The organism is Mesorhizobium sp. P2_D5, assembly GCF_056404355.1.
Genome location: NZ_JBFUEE010000001.1, coordinates 796,457 through 814,896, shown reverse-complemented (window position 1 = coordinate 814,896; position 18,440 = coordinate 796,457). Strand labels below are relative to the sequence as shown.

The following is an 18,440-nucleotide window of genomic DNA, read 5'->3' as shown; positions in this document are numbered from 1 at the left end:
GAATTGACAGCGGCTGACGCCAGCAATTCGGGGACGACGCTGATCGACGCACTTCTTTCGGCCTCCGCGGCCGGCATCATCGAGCTTCTCTCGCCCTACCCGCCGGGCTGGGGCGGAGCTCTCTTGGTTGGATTGCTCCATTCGATCGAGATCGCGCTGGGCGCCACGTGCCTCGGCCTTCTGATCGGCACCGGAGGCGCCTATGGCAAGCTCTATGGCGGGCCGGTGGTACGCGATCTCCTGGCCGTCTACACCACCATCGTGCGCGCCGTGCCCGAACTGGTGCTGATCCTGCTGCTGTATTATGCCGGAACCGACCTGATCAACCAGGCGCTGACAGCAATGGGTTATCAGCGCGTCGACATCAGCGGCCTTGCCGCCGGCATCGCCGTGCTCGGATTTGTCCAGGGCGCCTATTCGACCGAAGTGATACGCGGCGCGATCCTGGCCATTCCGCAAGGCCAGATCGAAGCCGCCCGCGCCTATGGAATGTCTCCCGGCCTGCTGCTGCGGCGCATCACCTTGCCGGCCATGCTGCCCTTCGCCATACCGGGCCTCGCCAATCTCTGGCTGATCGCCACCAAGGACACCGCGCTGCTGGCGGTCGTCGGCTTCTATGAACTGGCGCTGGCAACGCGGCAGGCCGCGGGCGTCACCAAAGCCTATTTCACCTTCTTTTTTGCCGCCGGCGTGCTCTATCTGCTGCTGTCGCTGTTTTCCAATCTGATCATCGGCCGTATCGAGGCCTGGTCGCGGCGCGGCATGCCTTCGCTCAAGGAGGCGCGCTGATGACTGGTGAAACAGCCATCATCAATATCGTCGCGCGAACGTCGCTGTGGTTGCAGCCGCACCGCATTGTGCTGATCCTTGTGGCGTTGGGGCTGGTTCTGGGAGCCACCTTTTTCATGCGGTGGGACTGGCTGCCGCAGTATTATGAAATGGGATTGCTGGGCATCTGGCGCTCGCTGTGGATCCTGGCCGTCACCTGTGTGCTGGGCTTCCTGCTCGCCGTGCCGCTTGGGCTGGCGCAGGCGACCGGCTCCTTCTGGTTCGCCGCACCGGCCAAGGTCTTCTGCACGGTGATCCGGGGCACGCCGCTGCTGATCCAGTTGTGGCTGCTCTATTACGGCCTCGGCTCGCTGTTTCCGCAATACCCGTGGATCCGCGAATCCTGGATGTGGCCGTATCTGCGGCAAGCCTGGCCTTATGGCGTGCTGGCATTGACCTTGTCTTTCGCCGGGTATGAGGGTGAGGTGATGCGCGGCGCCTTTGCCGGCGTTCCCAAGGGCCAGGTCGAGGCCGCCCGCGCCTTCGGCATGACCCGCTGGAAGACATTTCGGCGCATCTGGCTGCCACAAGCATTCTATCGTGCGCTGCCGACGCTTACTGGCGAAACCGTGCTGCAATTGAAGTCGACGCCACTGGTGGCGACGATCAGCGTCATCGATATCTTCGCCGTTTCGTCCAAGGTGCGGCAGGATACCTACCTGACCTACGAACCCTTGCTGCTGCTGGCCCTGATCTACATGACGATCACCGGCATACTGGTCTTCGCCTTTAGCAGGATCGAGGCGCGGATCCCCAACAAGATCGGCTAGCGAGCAGCCAGCAGCGAATAGCGGGTAGAAGCGGCGCGCCGCATCCTCTATTCACTAGCCACCACTCCCTACTCGCTTAGAGGCAGCCATGATGCAACTCAGTCTCGACCAGGCAAAAGGACTTTGCCGGATGGCGGCGCTTGGCGCCGGCGCCAATGAGGAAGCGGCGCAATCGCTCACCGCCTCGATCATCGCCGCCGAGTCGGAAGGGCTTTCGACCGTCGGGCTCTCGCATTTCATCGATTATCTCGAGGCGCTTGAAGCCGGACGCATCGACGGCAATGCCGACCCGGTGATCACCAGGCCGGCGCTGGCGGTCTATCTCTCCGACGCGCGCGGCGGGCTGGCGCATACAGGCTTCGACCGCACCATCGACGACCTCGCCAAGGCGGCAAAGCTGTTCGGTGTCGCCATCTTCTCGCAGAAGAACGCCTATACATGCGGCGCGCTCGGCTACTTCACCGGCAGGCTGGCAGAACTTGGGCTGGTGTCGTTCGCCGCCACCAATGGCCCGGCGGTGCTCGCCGGCTCGGGCTCGGTCAAGCCGGTCTACTGCACCAACCCGATGTCGTTTGCAGCACCTGCCGCCGACGGCGCGCCGCTGGTCATCGACCAGTCGTCGAGCGCCACCGCCTTCGTCAACATCCGCAAGGCGGCGGAAGACGGCAAAAAGATCCCCGAAGGCTGGGCGCTGGATGCCAGCGGCAACCCGACCACCGATCCGGCCGCAGCCATGAAGGGCGCCATGCTTGCCTTCGGCGGCCAGCGCGGCGCCAACATCGCGCTGATGGTCGAAGTGCTGGCGGCGGGCCTGTCAGGCGCCAACTGGTCGCTCGACGCGCCATGGTTCACCGGCGGGCCGGACAGTCCAGGAACCGGGCTGTTCGTGCTTGCCGTCGAGCCCAAGCTGCTCGATCCCGATTTCGAGCAGCGCATGAAGGACCAGCTCGACCGGCTGCGGCGGCGCTTCGGCGTGCATGTGCCAGGGCGTGCCCGGGCCGAAGCCGCCGAGAAGGCACAGGCGCGGGGCATCACCGCGCCAAAGGCGGTGGTGCAGCGCATTTCCGAATTCGCCGCACGTTATTCTTCCTGAATAATCCGCTTATTTATCAGCTAGTTATCTGAAGACTGCCCGCCCAAGGCGAGCTGCGGTGCAAATTTTCTTTGCGTGCTGCTGAACCTTTCAGCGCATCGCAGCGACCCAGCTATGTCCAGGGCAAGGCGAGCTTGCCCGATCCACACCGAGGGGAACAGCAAACCGAAAGCGAAAGCCTGTTTCACGCAGGGGATGTCCCTTTGCGCCTCGAAAACCCACCCAAATCAAAAGGAAATTGCCATGACCAACACCAAGCTCACCATGCTGACCGCCGTCCTTCTTCTCGGCTCGTTCATGGGCGCCACACAGGCTGCCTCCTTGAAGGCCGCGCCGGTCAAACCGTCGGCGCCCGGCGTCATCACCGCTCCGGGCGGCGGCGCCACCGAGGATCATTACTGCAAGAACGGCCATGCAAAATTCGCCAACTGCAGCGCCGATTTCATCGCGGCCTGCAAGAAGGTTGGCGGCACCATGTCGGATGTCCAGGGCTGGGGTGGGCGTACTTGCTTCACGCCCTCCTGATACCGTCTCAGGTCAGGCCGCTCCGTCGGCCCCTGGCTTCGCATGATGTCACCCGGAAAACCCCGCTGCGGCGGGGTTTTCTGTACTTTGTTCTATGGCGCCAAAACATGACGGTCAAAGTTAACTTTTGTTAACTTGACTTGATGGGAGCCATCGGGCGTTTGCAAGGGATTATCACAAAAAGCAGGAGCTACGATGTCCGTGACCACTGACGCCTCCCGCGGCAAGCTGATCATTCCAGTGCTTGGCCGCCTGTATTCGTCGCTGCATGACGCCGGTGAAACCGTTCTTCGCGTCGTCGCCGGTGCGTTCCTGGCCATCCATGGCTCGCAGAAGATCACCAATCCTTTCGGCGCCGCCGAGATGGTCGAGGGCCTCGGCTTCTATCCCGGCGCCTTGTGGTCGTTGCTTCTGGCCTGCACGGAATTCTTCGGCGGCGTCTTCATTGCCATCGGCTTTTTGACGCGGCCGGCCGCCTTTGCTGGCCTGTTCGTGCTGCTGGTCACGGTCTGGTTCCACTGGGTCACGATGAGCCAGGGCTTTTCGGGTGCCGAGAAGTCGCTTCTGTGGGCCGCGATCCTGCTCTTCTTCGTCATTCGTGGCGGCAACCGCCACTCGGTCGACGCCCGCATCGGCAAGGCGTTCTAACAGATCGAAACAGGGGTGACGCGACCACGCGTCGCCCTTTGCCTTTGGCGCGAAACGGATTATGAAACGGCTTCAGCCAAGCTTGCGAGCGCCGGAGCCAGCCATGACCGAAATCCTGCAGACCCCAAAGCTCGTCGTCGTCTTTGGCGGCTCAGGCTTTGTCGGCCGCCATGTCGTGCGCGCGCTGGCCAAGCGCGGCTATCGCATCCGGGTCGCCTGCCGGCGGCCCGATCTCGCCGGCCATCTGCAGCCGCTCGGCAATGTCGGTCAGATCCAGCCGGTGCAGGCCAATGTGCGCGTCCGCTGGTCGGTCGACCGCGCCGTGCAAGGTGCCGACCATGTCGTCAATCTGGTCGCCATCCTGCATCAGAGCGGCCGGCAGAAGTTCTCCACGGTGCATGAGTTCGGCGCCCGCGCGGTGGCCGAAGCGGCGCGCGCCGTCGGCGCCGGCCTTACCCATATTTCAGCGCTTGGTGCCGATCTGGACTCCGGATCGGACTACGCACGCACCAAGGCGCTTGGCGAAAAGGCCGTCCTGGAGACGATCAGGGACGCCGTGATCTTCCGGCCGTCGATCATTTTCGGGCCCGAGGACAGCTTCTTCAACCGCTTCGCCAATATGGCGCGCTATTCGCCGGTGCTGCCGCTGATCGGCGGCGGGCAGACCAAGTTCCAGCCGGTCTATGTCGGCGACGTCGCCGAAGCCGTGGCGCGCTCGGTCGACGGCAAGGTCGATGGCGGCCAGATCTACGAGCTTGGCGGCCCCAAGGTGCTGACCTTCAAGGGGTGCATGGAAGAACTGCTAGACGTGACCGAACGCAAGCGCCTGCTGGTGCCGGTGCCGTGGTGGGTGGCGAATATGCAGGCCTCGATCCTCGGGCTCCTACCCAATCCGCTGCTGACCAAGGACCAGGTGATGCAGCTGCGCGAGCACAACATCGTTTCGGACGCGGCGGCCAAGGCTAACCGGACATTGGTCGGGCTCGGCATCCAGCCGCAATCGATCGCCACGATCCTGCCCAGCTACCTCTGGCGCTTCCGCGCCGCCGGCCAGTTCCAACAGCGCAAGCCCGCAGCATAAGTCAGTGCATCGCTAGCGCGCCGTGACCTGCATCGGCAAACCGCCTTGCGGCTGCGTGGTCAGCTTCTGCACCGGCCAGGGTTTCGTCTCGGCCGTGGTGTCGAAGCGGAAGCGCGACAGCATGATGGCGAGCGCGATGATCGCCTCCTGCATGGCGAAGCTGGCACCGATGCAGACGCGTGGGCCCGCGCCAAACGGCAGATACTGGAAGCGATCGATCTTCTCGCGGTTTCCCGGGTGGAAGCGCTCCGGCATAAAGGCGTCAGGGCGGTCCCACAACTTCCTGTGGCGATGGACGACCCATGGCATGACCAGCACCGCAGCGTATTTCGGGATGTAAAGATCCTTCCACATTTCCGGCTCGATCGGCTCGCGATTGATCGACGGCGCCGGCGGATAGAGCCTGAGCGCCTCGTCGAAAGCCGCACGCGTGAACGGCATGGCATCGAGCCATTTCGTCGGATCGGGCTCGCGCGCCAGCACCCGGTCTATCTCCTGCTCGACCCTGTCGCGCTCCCATGGCGATTCCGCGAGACAGTAAAGCGTCCAGCCGAGTGCACGCGCCGTGGTCTCGTGGCCGGCGCCGATGAAGGTGATGATGTTGTCCTCGACCTCGGCCCGCGTCAGCCCGTCGGGCCCCTCGGCCTTGAGCAGGAGCGTCAGGAAATCCTGTGGGACGGCATCGGGGTCGCGCTTGAATTTCTGTTCGCGCATCTTGACCGTGTCGGTGACGATCTTGCGGAAATAGGCCATGGTCTTGCGACCACGGATGCGGGTGAGCCGTGGCAGCCAATCGGGGGCGCGCAACAGGTCGAGCGGATCGACGCGGCCCATGGTCTCGAACAGCCGGTCGATCTCATTGGCAAAACTGCCCGGCTGGCCAGCGATCTCGCCGGAAAACAGCGTCTCGGCCAGGATGTCATAGGTGAGCAGCGTCATGTCATGGGCGATGTCGGACGTGCCGCCACCCTCGTAGCGGGCGACGAACTCTTGCGTGCGCCTGAGCATCGGCTCGGCGAAGCCGAAGATGTGGCGCGGCGTGAACACCGGCGCCATGGCCTTGCGCGAACGCTTCCAGACCTCGCCCTCGGCGGTCAGCAGGCCGTCGCGCAGGATCGGCCGCAGGATCTTCTGGCGCACCGTCGCCATCTTGTAGTTCTTGGCGTTGTCGACCAGCACGTGGCGGATGAGGCCGGGATCGTTGGCAACGACCAGATGTCCACCAATGCCATTAACCGAAATCCAGGGCTGGTTGTAGGTATGCTCGCCCCACAGTTCGAGCGGATTGCGGTAGACGATGCGGATCATCTCCAGCGTCGAGGGCGGCGTCGTGCGCGGCTTTGGCGCCGGGGGAACGAAGGGGGCGGGCTGGACGTCCATGGAGTGCTCCGCTGATACCTCAATGTAGTGGCTGGCAATCCAGGCGTCCATGTGACCGAAACGCAGACCGAAACCTCGGCAGCCAAGACGCGAACTCAGATCGTGTGTTCATCTGATCGTGACCGTTCTGCCGGCGACCTCGCCTTGTCCCCCAGGACGCCCTGCCGTAGTGACAGTCACCAACAGATACCGCCAATCGAAGGAGCCCGCCTTGAAGCACCAGTTGAACATCATCATCGGCAGCACGCGGCCCGGCCGTGCCGGACCGGTTTTTGCCAAATGGCTGGAGGCATTCGCACGCAAGCACGGGAAATTCGAACCGGTGCTGACCGACATCGCCGCGTTCAATCTGCCGGTTCTGGACGAGCCGCATCACCCCAAGCTCGGCAACTATCAGAACGACCACACCAAGGCCTGGTCGAAGGCGATCGATGCCGCCGACGCCTTCGTCTTCGTGGCGCCGGAATACAATTATTTCGCCGCTCCGGCGATCATCAACGCGATCGACTATCCGCACGCGAGTGGAAATACAAACCCGCCGCCATCTTCAGCTATGGTGGCGTCTCCGGCGGCCTGCGCGCGGCGCAAGCGCTCAAGCCGCTGCTGACTTCGGTGGGCGTAATGCCAATCTCCGAAGCGGTTTCCTTGCCGCTCTATCAGAAACTGCTCGAGCATGACGGCTCTTACCGGGCCAGCGAGCAGGTGCAGGGCGCAACCACGGCCATGCTGGACGAGCTGTTGCGCTGGAGTGAGGCCCTGAAGCCGATGCGGACGGCCTGAAGGAGCCGGTTTTCGGCCCAAAAACCCGGCTTGCTCGCGCCATAAAGAGGTGGAATGGTTGGCGAACGACTGCGCCGGGGGCGGTTCGACTTGCGCTTGCTGTTTGCCTTGCTGCTGATGCTTACGACCACCGCCACCGCGGTGGCGGAGCGGCGCGTGGCGCTGGTCATCGCCGACGACGACTACCGTCTGGTCCGGCCGCTCGCCAATCCCATCAATGACGGCGAGGCGATGGAAGCGTCGCTGAAGAAGCTCGGCTTCGAGGTCGTTCTCGAAACCAACCGCGATCTCCGACGCATGCGCCGCGCGCTCGACGATTTTCGCGAGGATGCGAAAGGCGCCGACGTGGCGCTGGTCTACTTCTCCGGCCATGGCGTCGAAATCTCAGGCGACAACCGGCTGCTGCCGATCGATGCCGACGCCTCTTCGCTCGATGCGCTGCAGAAGACCAGCCTGCCGCTGGAGGAAGTGCGCGACACGGTCGCCGCCACCGCAAGGGTCGGGCTGATCGTGCTCGACGCATGCCGCAGCGATCCCTTCTCGGGAAGCAGCAGCGAAGGGCGAGGCGCGACCTCACTGGCAAAGGATGTTGCCGACAAGGTCAAGCCGGGACTTGGCCGGATTGGCCGCGCGGAAAACATCCTGTTCGCCTTCTCGGCCGCCCCCGGCGAGACGGCTGCCGACGGAACCGGCCAGAATTCGCCGTTTACGACGGCACTGGCCAAATATCTCGGCACCGACGGTCTCGAGATCCGCTCGGTGCTGACTTTGGTGCAGCAGGAGGTCTATGACCTGTCGCGCGGAAAACAGCTGCCTTACGTCGAGAGCGGCCTGCCCAAACTGTTCTTTGCCGCGGCGGCCAAGGAACAGCTGCCGGAGCGCGAACGCCTGCTGCTCGCCATGGCCGACGTGACGCCGGACATGCGCGGCCAGGTCGAGCAGATCGCCAGCGACGCCGACATGCCGCTGGCGCCGCTCTATGGCGCGCTGATCGGTTCCGACACCGGCAATTTGTCAGCGGACAGCCTGAATACCCGGCTGCGTGAAGCGGCCGACGCCTTCGTCAAGGTGCGCAGCGAGATGAAGACGCTCGCGGCCGATGATCCGCGAGTGACGGAATTGCGTCGGCAGGCCGAAGAGCAGCTGTCGCTCGGCGCCTTCGACGCAGCGCAGGCAAAGCTGACGGAAGCGGCCAATATCGACGAGGTGTCGCGCAACGCACTGAAGGTGAATTTCGTCGACCGCACGCTGTCGCAGGCCGCAACGGTATTCCTGTCGGCAGGCGCGGCGCGCGCCGACCTGAACTATGCGGCAGCCATCAACGGCTACGAATTCGTGCTGGCGCTGTATGGCGAGGCCGGGCAGACCTCGCTCAGCCTGGAACAGGCCGACCGCCAGAGCCGCACGCTGGAGGAACTCGGAGTTCTCTATACGACGGTCGGCAATAGCGACGCGGCCGGCCGCGCCTTTTCCGCACTGTTGGCCAACCTCGAGCAGCGATCGCTTCAGGAAACCGATCCCAGCGTCAAGCGCGATCTCGCCATCAGCCATATCAAGCTCGCCAACACAAGGATGGCGCAAGGCGACCTGCCAACCTCCCTGGAAAACTATGAGTCGGCCAGGGACATGCTGCAGGACCTGACCACAAGCGTGCCGGACAAGAAGGACTGGCTCGGTGATCTTGCCATGGCCAACGACAAGATCGGCAACGTGCTGGCGACGCAAGGCGATGTGAACGCCGCGGCCCAAGCCTATCAGCAAAGCCTCTCGATCAAGCAACAGTTGGCCGATTCGGAGCCGGGCCGCGCCGATCTGCTCAATGATCTGACAATCACCTATGACGAAATCGGCGACCTTGCCCGTACTGCCGGTCAGTTGGACGGCGCCCAGACAGCGTTGGAAGAGAGCCTGAGAATTCGGTTGGCGCTGGCCGAGAACAAGCCCGATGACACGCGGCGCCAACGCGCTGTCTCAGTCAGCCAAACCAAGATCGGTGATCTGCTGCGGGAGCGCGGCGACGCCGCCGGTGCGCTCGTAGCCTTCAACAAGAGCCAGGCGATCGCCGAAGACTTGGCGCGCCGCGACCCCAACAATACCGACTTGAAGCGCGACCTGTCGATCGGTTACTCCAAAATCGGCAATGCTTACAGCGACCAGAAGGATTGGCCGCTCGCGCTGGAGGCCCACCAGCAGGCGCTGGCCACGGCGCGCGACCTTGCCGCCATCGATCCCGGCAACACGGACTGGCAGCGCGACCTGTCGGTGTGCCTCGAGCGGGTCGCCGAGGTGCTTAGGGTGCAAGGCAATGCCAGCGGCGCCCTGCAAAACTATCAGGACAGCCTTGCTATTGCCGACCGGCTGGCCAAGCTGGATTCTGCCAATTTGAACTGGCAACGCGATATTTCGATCACCCTGCAGAAGATCGGGTATCTGGAAACCGACCGACGTCACTTTGAGGGTTCCAAGGCGGCCTTCGAGGCCAGCCTCGCTATTGCCCAGAAATTGGCCCAGTCCGATCCGAACAATGCGATCTGGCAAATCGATCTGGCGCGCGCCTACGTCGCCTATGCCTATGTGGCGAGGGATCCGAAGGCCGCGCTGACCACGGCGCTCAACCTAACGCTGGAGCTCGACCGCACGGGGCGGCTGGCGCCCGGAGACAAATTCATGATCAAACATTTGCGCAGCCTTCTCGCCAAATCCGGCGCTCGAAAAAAATAGCCGGCTGCCGGCTCGGGATTCACCCCGGAAATGCCTGCAAACCTTGGAAAAACCGCCTTTAGCGCCTATATCTAGACAATATCAGAGGCGCGATTCGGTGCCGATTTTCAGCACCGTGCAAGCGGCATCCAGACAATAGGTTTTCATGAGCGATCAGATCGACAACAACAACGGCGCTGAAGCCGAATACGGCGCCGATTCCATCAAGGTTTTGAAGGGGTTGGATGCTGTCCGCAAACGCCCCGGCATGTATATCGGCGACACCGACGACGGTTCCGGCCTGCATCACATGGTCTACGAGGTGGTCGACAACGCTATCGACGAGGCCCTGGCCGGTCATGCCGACCTCGTCACGGTGACGCTCAACCCCGATGGTTCGGTCACCGTGATCGACAATGGCCGCGGCATTCCGACCGATATCCACACCGGCGAAGGCATTTCCGCGGCCGAAGTGATCATGACGCAGCTGCATGCCGGCGGCAAGTTCGACCAGAATTCCTACAAGGTGTCGGGCGGACTGCATGGCGTCGGCGTCTCGGTGGTCAACGCGCTTTCGGCATGGCTGAAATTGAAGATCCGCCGCAACGGCCAGATCTTCGAGATGAGCTTCACGCACGGCAATGCCGACGCGCCGCTGAAGGCGACCGGCACCTACGAGCAGCACAAGGTTGCCGGCACCTACGAAGGGCGCAGCGGCAGCGAGATCACCTTCTTCCCGTCGGCCGAAACCTTCACCATGGTCGAATTCGACTTCGGCACGCTGGAACACCGGCTGCGCGAACTCGCCTTCCTCAATTCCGGCGTGCGCATCGTTTTGACCGATGCCCGCCATGCCGACATCGTGCGCCACGAGCTGCATTATGATGGCGGGCTGGAAGAGTTCGTCAAATATCTCGACCGCGTCAAGAAACCGCTGATCGACAAGCCGGTCGCCATCAAGGCCGAGCGCGACGGCATCACCGTCGAAGTGGCGATGTGGTGGAACGACAGCTACCACGAGAACGTGCTGGCCTTCACCAACAACATCCCGCAACGCGACGGCGGCACCCATCTGGCCGGTTTCCGCGGTGCGCTGACCCGTCAGATCACCGGCTATGGCGACTCCTCGGGCCTGACCAAGAAGGAAAAGGTCTCGCTGATCGGCGACGACTGCCGCGAGGGCCTGACAGCGGTGCTGTCGGTCAAGGTACCCGATCCAAAGTTCTCCTCGCAGACCAAGGACAAGCTGGTCTCTTCAGAGGTCCGTCCGGTGGTCGAAGGGCTGGTCAACGAAGCGCTCGGCACCTGGCTGGAAGAACACCCGAGCGAGGGCAAGGTGGTCATCGAGAAAGTGATCCAGGCCGCGGCTGCGCGCGAAGCCGCGCGCAAGGCGCGCGACATCACCCGCAAGAGCTCGCTCGGCGTCACCTCGCTGCCCGGCAAGCTGGCCGACTGCCAGGAACGCGACCCGGCGAAATCCGAAATCTTCATCGTCGAGGGCGATTCCGCCGGCGGCTCGGCCAAGGGCGGCCGTTCGCGCCAGAACCAGGCGATCCTGCCGCTGCGCGGCAAGATCCTCAATGTCGAACGGGCTCGCTTCGACCGCATGCTCGGCTCCGACATGATCGGCACGCTGATCACAGCGCTCGGCACCTCGATCGGCAAGGACGAGTTCAACGCCGACAAGCTGCGCTACCACAAGATCATCCTGATGACCGACGCCGACGTCGACGGCGCCCACATCCGCACCTTGCTGCTCACCTTCTTCTTCCGGCAGATGCCGGAACTGATCGAGCGCGGCCATCTCTACATCGCCCAGCCGCCGCTCTACAAAGTGACGCGCGGCAAGAGCTCGCAATACATCAAGGACGAGAGCGCCTTCGAGGAGTTCCTGATCGGCTCGGGGCTCGAAGAAGCGTCGCTTTCTCTGGGCTCGGGCGAAGTTCGCACCGGACAGGACCTGCGCAGCGCCATCGACGATGCGCTGGCGGTGCGGCAGCTGATCAACGGGCTGCACACGCGCTACAACAGAGGCGTGGTCGAACAGGCGGCGATCGCCGGCGGGCTCAACCCCGACGTCTTCACAGATCTCGGCCGCGCCGATGCCATGGCGGAGCGGATCGCAAAACGCCTCGACATCATCGCCGAGGACACCGAGCGCGGCTGGACCGGCCGCATGTCAACCTCGAACGAAGGCGTCGGCGGCTATGTGTTCGAGCGTACGGTGCGCAGCGTCAAGGAATACGCGCATCTCGACCTGGCGCTGATCAATTCGGCCGATGCCCGCCAGCTCGACCGCTACGCACAGCGCCTCAGCGAGGTCTACGGGACGCCGCCGGTGCTGCGCCGCAAGGATGTCGCCGAAACCATCTCGGGGCCGCTGGCGCTGCTCAACGCGGTCTTTGCGACCGGCCGCAAGGGGCTGACCATGCAGCGCTACAAGGGTCTCGGCGAGATGAACGCCGAGCAGCTCTGGGAGACCACGCTCGACCCGAACGTGCGCTCGTTGCTGCAGGTCAAGGTCAACGACGCCACCGACGCGGACAGTCTGTTCTCGCGGCTGATGGGCGACGAGGTCGAGCCCCGGCGCGAATTCATCCAGGACAACGCGCTGTCGGTCGCCAACCTGGATATTTGATCTCCCTGGATATTGATCTCCGGCATTGGCGCGCTGCGGCGCGCCAATTTGTTCCATCCGAGGCAAACAAAATCATTTCATAACCCGCCGGAACGGAAGTCCCCGAGGGACATTGTGACAGTATCGATCACAATTTCTCACAGGAGGCCTTCATGGGACGCGGTATCTTGCTCTGGCTACTTGGAATCCCGATTCCAATCATCATTCTGATCATGCTTTTCTTACGGTAGGGGGGAAATTCATGCAGTCCACCCTATCGGCTGTCGACGTTTCCGCTTCCACTGAATCCTCCACTCCTGCCGTCAGCTGGGGACCGATCATCGCCGGTGCCTTCGCGGCCTCGACGTTGACCTTGATCCTGATGCTGCTCGGCTCAGGGCTCGGTCTCACCATGGTGTCACCCTGGTCGGGCTCAGGCGCGTCGGTCACCACCTTCGCGGTGTCCACCGCGATCTGGCTGATCGTCGTGCAATGGCTGTCCTCCGGTGTCGGCGGCTACCTTGCAGGGCGCCTGCGCACCAAATGGGTCGGCATCCATACCGACGAGGTCTATTTCCGCGACACCGCCCACGGCTTCCTCGCCTGGGCGCTGGCCACCTTGCTCGTCGTCGGGGTGCTTGGCTCGGCCCTCTCCGCTGCGCTGGGGTCAGGCGTGCAGGCGGTCTCGACCGTCGCTTCGGGTGCCGCCATGGGCGCGTCGGCGGGTGCTTCCGCCGGCGGTGTTTCGACCGACAATGCGACGTCTTATCTGGTGGATTCGCTGTTCCGCCCGGCCGATGCAAGCAAGCTCGCAGTAGCCAATCCGGACAGTAATGCCGCCGCGGTCGGGCAAGCCTCGCGCATCCTGATCGCCGGCGTTGCGGCAGGCGAGATTTCGGCCGACGACAAGACCTATCTGACGCAACTGGTCGCTGCCCGCACCGGCCTTTCGGAGGCAGATGCCAAGGCGCGGGTCGACGCGATCCTTGCCAAGGCTCAGGACGCCAAGGTCAAGGCGCAGCAGGCTGCCGACACCGCCAGGAAGGGGAGCGCGACCTTTGCGCTGCTTGGTGCGCTGTCGCTGGCCATCGGTGCCTTCATCGCAAGTGCTGCGGCGGCCCTCGGCGGCAGGCAGCGCGACGACGAGGAGGCGGTGTTCCTGACCGGCCGCTGATTCTGGGGCCGAAGCAAAATCAATCCACTCCGGGCCAAGCCCGGAGTGGATTTCTGTTTGAATTGCCATGCAGCGCGGGGGGATCTCTCTGTTCTTATCGTTTGGCAGTCGCCGGCGCTTGGCTTGGCTCCAGCTTACGGCCAAGATCCACAGCGTCGCGCAGCACGGCAAGATGCGTGCGCGGCACAACGCCGGCCGACGCGGCGACCTCGACGCCGGTTGCCGCCAGCGACCAATAGAGCGTGTGCGTGAAGATGCGGCCGAGGGAGCCGCGCAGCTCGACCTGGACGTTCTCCACGCCGGGGCCGAAATTCTCGGTCATCGGCCCGGAAATCGGGTCGCCGGTCAGCCAGCCATTGCCCCTGTCGAAGATGTTGGTCCATCGCGTTGCGGCAAACACCGCGCCATGATGCACCGCCCGTTCCGGTTTGCCTGACGGACTGCGCCCTTCCTGATAGAGGGTAGTGCCTCCGGCTGCGACCCCTTCGGCGATTGGCGGACAGGCTGAGAGCAGGCGCTCTGCGATGCCGCGCCGGAACTCGGTGAGGTCATACGTCACCAGAAACTCGCTGTGGGTCAGCGGACTGCCGAGCGTGACGAAATCGCTGATCTTCCATGGCAGCGGATGGTCGGCATCTTTCGTGCGCAGCTGTCGGTAGAGCTCCCACTGATCACGCCGCAAACCGGCGAGGTCGTCCAGCCTATCGGGCCACGCGGAACCGTCGGAACTGAGCGTCGCCTTGTCGATGGCGCGGATCGCTTTGAGTTTCGCCTTGTCGCGGATGGCCTCCAGTTTTCGGGGCCTGAAATCGGCCCACAATATCTGCAAGAGATCATAGGCGATCATCGATCCCAGACTGTGCGAGACGAGCACGATCCGGTCGTAGGTATCGTCCAACATCAGGCGCTTCAGCAGCCTGAGGCCACGCTCGCGGATCAGCGCGCGCTTCTCGACCGTCGCCGCTTCCGCGCGCACATAGGCGGCGACATCGCCGAAATAGGGAAGGCCGAACCGGTCGACCGACCAGATGACGAATGAGGCCAGGATCGTGACGAGCACGCCGGCGGCCCAGGACATGTAGCCTTGCCAAACCGATGTCGCCAGCGCCAGCGTCGCGCACAGGACGACGATGACCGCAAAGAGGGTGACGAGATAGAGCTTGCGGGCGTCGCGCGGAATGTCCGCGGGCTTGCGCCACAGCAGGTTCGTCACCCAGGCCGCGAGCCGGCCCCGTGTCGTGCCTTGCGTGATGTCGGCCCAGTAAAGCTCGTAGAAATCGGTGCGACGGCCATCGACATCGTAAGGCGTCGTGATGCGGCGAAGTTCGTACGAATTTGTCCGGCTGTCGGGTGTGATCCAGCTCTGGTTGATCTTCGCGCCAGCGGGGTCGACCGGATCGGCGACATGGGCATAAAACGGCGCACGGGCGGGGTCATGGCTCCAGACCGCCTGAACAAAGCCCCGCAGCGTATCCATGGGCCGCTGTTCGCCCATGCCATGCACGATCACCACCGCCTGGCTGAGCTTGCGCGGCGCTTTTGGGGTGGCCGGCGATGCGAAGGGGTCGGGCACCAACGTCTCCGTTGACGACAATCCCGTCGACGGGACGGGCATTCGTCATCGTAGCCCCGAAACCGCCGTCAAGCCAAGAAAAAGCCCGGCGCGAGGCCGGGCGTTTCTTGGCGCATCTCAGTGCTGATCCCCTGATCAGTGATCCATGGCCTTGACGATCTCCTCGGTCATCTTCTTGGCGTCGCCGAGCAGCATCATGGTGCCGTCCTTGTAGAACAGCGTGTTGTCGATGCCGGCATAGCCGGAGCCGAGCGAGCGCTTGACGAACAGGCAGGTGCGGGCCTTGTCGACGTCGAGGATCGGCATGCCGTAGATCGGCGACGACTTGTCGTCGCGGGCGGACGGGTTGGTGACGTCGTTGGCACCGATGACGTAGGCGACATCGGCCTGCGCGAATTCGGAGTTGATGTCCTCGAGCTCGAACACCTCGTCGTACGGCACGTTGGCCTCGGCCAAGAGCACGTTCATGTGGCCAGGCATGCGGCCTGCGACAGGATGAATGGCGTACTTGACGTCGACGCCGTTGGCCTTGAGCTTGTCGGCCATTTCGCGCAGCGCATGTTGCGCCTGGGCCACCGCCATGCCGTAGCCGGGCACGATGATGACCTTCTGCGCGTTCATCATCAGATAGGCCGCATCGTCGGCCGAACCTTGCTTGACTGTGCGCTCGATGCCGTCGTCGGCCGCCGCCGCCGTCTCGCCGCCGAAGCCGCCAAGGATGACCGAGATGAACGAGCGGTTCATGCCCTTGCACATGATGTAGGACAGGATCGCGCCGGACGAGCCGACCAGCGCGCCGGTGATGATCAGCGCCAGATTGCCAAGCGTGAAGCCGAGTGCGGCAGCCGCCCAGCCGGAATAGGAGTTGAGCATCGAGACGACGACCGGCATGTCGGCGCCGCCGATCGGAATGATGAGCAGGATACCCAGCACCAGCGAGGCGGCGACGATCAGCCAGAACACCAGCTTCGATTCCGTCGTGACCAGAAGCACGATCAGCACGATCAGCGCGATGCCGAGTGCGGCGTTGATGAAGTGGCGGGCGCCGATCATGATCGGCTTGCCCGACATGCGTCCGTCTAGCTTCAGGAAGGCGATGACCGAGCCGGTGAAGGTGATGGCGCCGATGGCGACGCCAAGGCTCATCTCGATCAGCGCCTGGGCATGGATGTCGCCTGCCGTGCCGATGCCGAAGCTTTCCGGCGCATAGATGGCCGCGGCGGCCACCATGACGGCGGCAAGACCGACCAGCGAGTGGAAGGCGGCGACCAGCTGCGGCATCGAGGTCATGGCGATGCGGCGCGCGGTGATGGCGCCGACGCCGCCGCCGATGGCAAGGCCAAGCACGATCAAACCGAAACGGCCGGCCGACGGAGTTGCCAGCGCCAGCGTGGTGGCGATGGCGATGCCCATGCCGATCATGCCGTAGAGGTTGCCCTGGCGGCTGGTGGTCGGATGCGACAGGCCACGCAGCGCCATGATGAACAGGACGCCGGAGACCAGATAGAGGAAGGACGCGAAGTTGGCGTTCATGGCGCTCTACTTGTCCTTCTTCTTGTACATGGCCAGCATGCGCTGGGTGACGAGGAAGCCGCCGAAGATGTTGACCGACACCAGCATAAGCGCGACGAAGCCGAAGCCGGCGGCAATGCCGGAGGCGGCGATGCCGACGGCAAGCAAGGCGCCGACGACGATGACCGAGGAAATGGCGTTGGTAACGGCCATCAGCGGCGTGTGCAAAGCCGGGGTCACCGACCAGACGACGTAGTAGCCGACGAAGATCGCCAGCACGAAGATGGCGAAGCGGAAGACAAAGGGATCGATGGCACCACCCGACAGGGCGTGCGCGGCATCACCCGCAGCTTCAGCGCCGCCGGGCGCCGTCGCCATGTTCTGTACCGCCAGCCGAACGGCGGCGGAGGCCTGGTCGAGCTGGTCGAGGGCTTTCTGCAAGGTCTGATCCATCACGCAATGCCTTTCGACTTCGACGAGGGCGACTTGGGTGCGGCCGGTTTCTTGGGCGCGGCCTTCTTTGCAGCCGGCTTGGCCGAAGCATCGGCGACCATGGTGGTGGCCGGGATCGCGGCGGGCTCGACATGAGGCTGCTGGTCGGCCTTGGCGAAGGCCGGATGGACCACCTTGCCGCCATCGGTGAGCATCGTTGCCTTGACCAGGTCGTCATCGCGGTTGATCGCAAGCGTCTTCGTCGTCTTGTCGACCAGCGTCTCGAGGAAAGCGAACAGGTTCTTGGCGTAAAGCAGCGAGGCGGATGCGGCGACCCGGCCCGGCACGTTGAGATGGCCAACGATCTTGACGTTGTTGGCCGTGGTGACGACCTTGCCGGCTTCAGCGCCCTCGACATTGCCGCCGCGCTCGACCGCCAGATCGACGAGCACCGAGCCCGGCTTCATCGAGGCGACCATGGCCGCCGACACCAGCTTCGGCGCCGGCCGGCCGGGGATCAACGCCGTGGTGATGACGATGTCCTGCTTGGCGATGTGCTCGGCGGTGAGTGCCGCCTGCTTGGCCTGATATTCCTTCGACATTTCCTTGGCGTAGCCGCCTGCCGTCTCGGCCGCCTTGAATTCGTCGTCCTCGACCGCCAGGAATTTTGCGCCGAGCGAGGCGACCTGTTCCTTGGCGGCGGGACGCACGTCTGTGGCGGTGACGACCGCACCGAGGCGACGCGCGGTGGCGATCGCCTGCAGGCCGGCGACGCCGACGCCCATGATGAAGACCTTCGCCGCCGGCACCGTGCCCGCCGCCGTCATCATCATCGGCAAGGCGCGATCGTATTCCGAAGCGCCGTCGATCACCGCCTGGTAGCCGGCGAGATTGGCCTGCGAGGAAAGCACGTCCATCGACTGGGCGCGGGTGATGCGCGGCATGAACTCCATCGAAAAAGCGGTGACACCCGCTTTTGCCAGGGCCGCCACGGCGGCATCATTGCCATAGGGATCCATGATAGCGATGACAGCCGTACCGGGCTTGTAGCCCTTCAGCTCGGTATCCGTCGGCCGGCGGACCTTCAGCACCACATCGGCCTTTGCGACATCGCCGGCCTTGCCGATGGCGGCACCGGCCTTGGCGAATTCCTCGTTGGGGATGCGCGACCTCGTGCCGGCACCGGTCTCGACGACGACATCGAAGCCAAGCCCCGCCAGCCGTTTCACCGTGTCGGGCGAAGCCGCTACGCGCGGCTCGTTGGCATCGAGTTCACGAGGGATGAAAACCGTCTGTCCCACCGCATGATCCTTTCGGCCGGAAGCTG

Annotated in this window: 14 protein-coding genes and 1 pseudogene; 10 read left to right on the top strand and 5 right to left on the bottom strand. The window is 63.8% G+C overall.

Translation table 11 applies throughout. From position 1 onward, the window contains the following. The first annotated feature begins 75 nt into the window (after positions 1-75). From AC1DYW_RS03930 to AC1DYW_RS03905, 6 genes are all read left to right on the top strand, one after another. Complete coding sequence (locus AC1DYW_RS03930) at positions 76-789, top strand: ABC transporter permease (RefSeq protein ID WP_206073704.1); 714 nt, start codon at positions 76-78, stop codon at positions 787-789. After that, on the top strand, positions 789-1,598 hold the full coding sequence (locus AC1DYW_RS03925) for an ABC transporter permease (protein WP_477225170.1): 810 nt from the start codon (positions 789-791) through the stop codon (positions 1,596-1,598). The genes AC1DYW_RS03930 and AC1DYW_RS03925 overlap by 1 nt, the downstream gene beginning before the upstream one ends. A gap of 91 nt (positions 1,599-1,689) precedes the next feature. Then, entirely contained in the window at positions 1,690-2,691 is a 1,002-nt protein-coding gene (locus tag AC1DYW_RS03920) for an Ldh family oxidoreductase (protein ID WP_167392072.1), read from the top strand. 243 nt (positions 2,692-2,934) lie between these two features. Continuing rightward, a complete protein-coding gene (locus AC1DYW_RS03915; RefSeq protein ID WP_477225169.1) occupies positions 2,935-3,216 on the top strand; it encodes a hypothetical protein in 282 nt (93 codons plus the stop codon). 195 nt (positions 3,217-3,411) lie between these two features. Then, positions 3,412-3,864 (top strand): DoxX family protein, encoded by a 453-nt coding sequence (locus tag AC1DYW_RS03910; RefSeq protein ID WP_477225168.1) that lies wholly within the window; start codon positions 3,412-3,414, stop codon positions 3,862-3,864. Between the two features lie 103 nt (positions 3,865-3,967). Next, the gene (locus tag AC1DYW_RS03905) at positions 3,968-4,945 is read left to right on the top strand and encodes a complex I NDUFA9 subunit family protein (RefSeq protein ID WP_477225167.1); all 978 of its coding nucleotides are present in this window, start codon (positions 3,968-3,970) and stop codon (positions 4,943-4,945) included. A gap of 12 nt (positions 4,946-4,957) precedes the next feature. Here the strand turns inward: AC1DYW_RS03905 and AC1DYW_RS03900 are convergent, their stop codons facing one another. Further along, positions 4,958-6,325: a cytochrome P450 gene (locus AC1DYW_RS03900; RefSeq protein WP_477225166.1), complete on the bottom strand. Its 1,368-nt coding sequence runs from the start codon at positions 6,323-6,325 to the stop codon at positions 4,958-4,960. 211 nt (positions 6,326-6,536) lie between these two features. On the opposite strand from AC1DYW_RS03900, the pseudogene AC1DYW_RS03895 reads away from it, so the two are divergent. The 4 genes and pseudogenes from AC1DYW_RS03895 (at position 6,537) to AC1DYW_RS03880 (ending at position 13,596) form a co-directional block, all read left to right on the top strand. Then, positions 6,537-7,105 (top strand): annotated as a pseudogene (locus AC1DYW_RS03895) (NADPH-dependent FMN reductase). A 54-nt stretch (positions 7,106-7,159) separates the two neighbouring features. Continuing rightward, on the top strand, positions 7,160-9,826 hold the full coding sequence (locus AC1DYW_RS03890; RefSeq protein WP_477225165.1) for a caspase family protein: 2,667 nt from the start codon (positions 7,160-7,162) through the stop codon (positions 9,824-9,826). Between the two features lie 145 nt (positions 9,827-9,971). Next, entirely contained in the window at positions 9,972-12,443 is a 2,472-nt protein-coding gene (gyrB, locus tag AC1DYW_RS03885) for a DNA topoisomerase (ATP-hydrolyzing) subunit B (protein WP_477225164.1), read from the top strand. A gap of 241 nt (positions 12,444-12,684) precedes the next feature. Next, positions 12,685-13,596, top strand: coding sequence for a hypothetical protein (locus AC1DYW_RS03880; protein ID WP_477225163.1), 912 nt, complete (start codon positions 12,685-12,687; stop codon positions 13,594-13,596). Between the two features lie 94 nt (positions 13,597-13,690). Here the strand turns inward: AC1DYW_RS03880 and AC1DYW_RS03875 are convergent, their stop codons facing one another. From AC1DYW_RS03875 to AC1DYW_RS03860, 4 genes are all read right to left on the bottom strand, one after another. Further along, the gene (locus AC1DYW_RS03875) at positions 13,691-15,169 is read right to left on the bottom strand and encodes a hypothetical protein (RefSeq protein ID WP_477225162.1); all 1,479 of its coding nucleotides are present in this window, start codon (positions 15,167-15,169) and stop codon (positions 13,691-13,693) included. A gap of 135 nt (positions 15,170-15,304) precedes the next feature. Continuing rightward, positions 15,305-16,702 carry an NAD(P)(+) transhydrogenase (Re/Si-specific) subunit beta gene (locus AC1DYW_RS03870; protein ID WP_477225161.1) on the bottom strand — a complete coding sequence of 466 codons (1,398 nt, stop codon included), beginning with the start codon at positions 16,700-16,702 and terminating at the stop codon, positions 15,305-15,307. Between the two features lie 6 nt (positions 16,703-16,708). Next, the gene (locus tag AC1DYW_RS03865; RefSeq protein WP_091581083.1) at positions 16,709-17,134 is read right to left on the bottom strand and encodes a proton-translocating transhydrogenase family protein; all 426 of its coding nucleotides are present in this window, start codon (positions 17,132-17,134) and stop codon (positions 16,709-16,711) included. Next, the gene (locus tag AC1DYW_RS03860; protein WP_477225160.1) at positions 17,134-18,414 is read right to left on the bottom strand and encodes a Re/Si-specific NAD(P)(+) transhydrogenase subunit alpha; all 1,281 of its coding nucleotides are present in this window, start codon (positions 18,412-18,414) and stop codon (positions 17,134-17,136) included. The genes AC1DYW_RS03865 and AC1DYW_RS03860 overlap by 1 nt, the downstream gene beginning before the upstream one ends. Between the last annotated feature and the right edge of the window lie 26 nt (positions 18,415-18,440).

Excerpts from the sequence above, each read along its gene's own strand:
- AC1DYW_RS03925 (WP_477225170.1), top strand. The coding sequence starts at position 789 with ATGACTGGTGAAACAGCCATCATCAATATCGTCGCGCGAACGTCGCTG.
- AC1DYW_RS03920 (WP_167392072.1), top strand. The coding sequence starts at position 1,690 with ATGCAACTCAGTCTCGACCAGGCAAAAGGACTTTGCCGGATGGCGGCG.
- AC1DYW_RS03915 (WP_477225169.1), top strand. The coding sequence starts at position 2,935 with ATGACCAACACCAAGCTCACCATGCTGACCGCCGTCCTTCTTCTCGGC.
- AC1DYW_RS03910 (WP_477225168.1), top strand. The coding sequence starts at position 3,412 with ATGTCCGTGACCACTGACGCCTCCCGCGGCAAGCTGATCATTCCAGTG.
- AC1DYW_RS03905 (WP_477225167.1), top strand. The coding sequence starts at position 3,968 with ATGACCGAAATCCTGCAGACCCCAAAGCTCGTCGTCGTCTTTGGCGGC.
- AC1DYW_RS03900 (WP_477225166.1), bottom strand. The coding sequence starts at position 6,325 with ATGGACGTCCAGCCCGCCCCCTTCGTTCCCCCGGCGCCAAAGCCGCGC.
- AC1DYW_RS03890 (WP_477225165.1), top strand. The coding sequence starts at position 7,160 with ATGGTTGGCGAACGACTGCGCCGGGGGCGGTTCGACTTGCGCTTGCTG.
- gyrB (WP_477225164.1), top strand. The coding sequence starts at position 9,972 with ATGAGCGATCAGATCGACAACAACAACGGCGCTGAAGCCGAATACGGC.
- AC1DYW_RS03880 (WP_477225163.1), top strand. The coding sequence starts at position 12,685 with ATGCAGTCCACCCTATCGGCTGTCGACGTTTCCGCTTCCACTGAATCC.
- AC1DYW_RS03870 (WP_477225161.1), bottom strand. The coding sequence starts at position 16,702 with ATGAACGCCAACTTCGCGTCCTTCCTCTATCTGGTCTCCGGCGTCCTG.
- AC1DYW_RS03865 (WP_091581083.1), bottom strand. The coding sequence starts at position 17,134 with ATGGATCAGACCTTGCAGAAAGCCCTCGACCAGCTCGACCAGGCCTCC.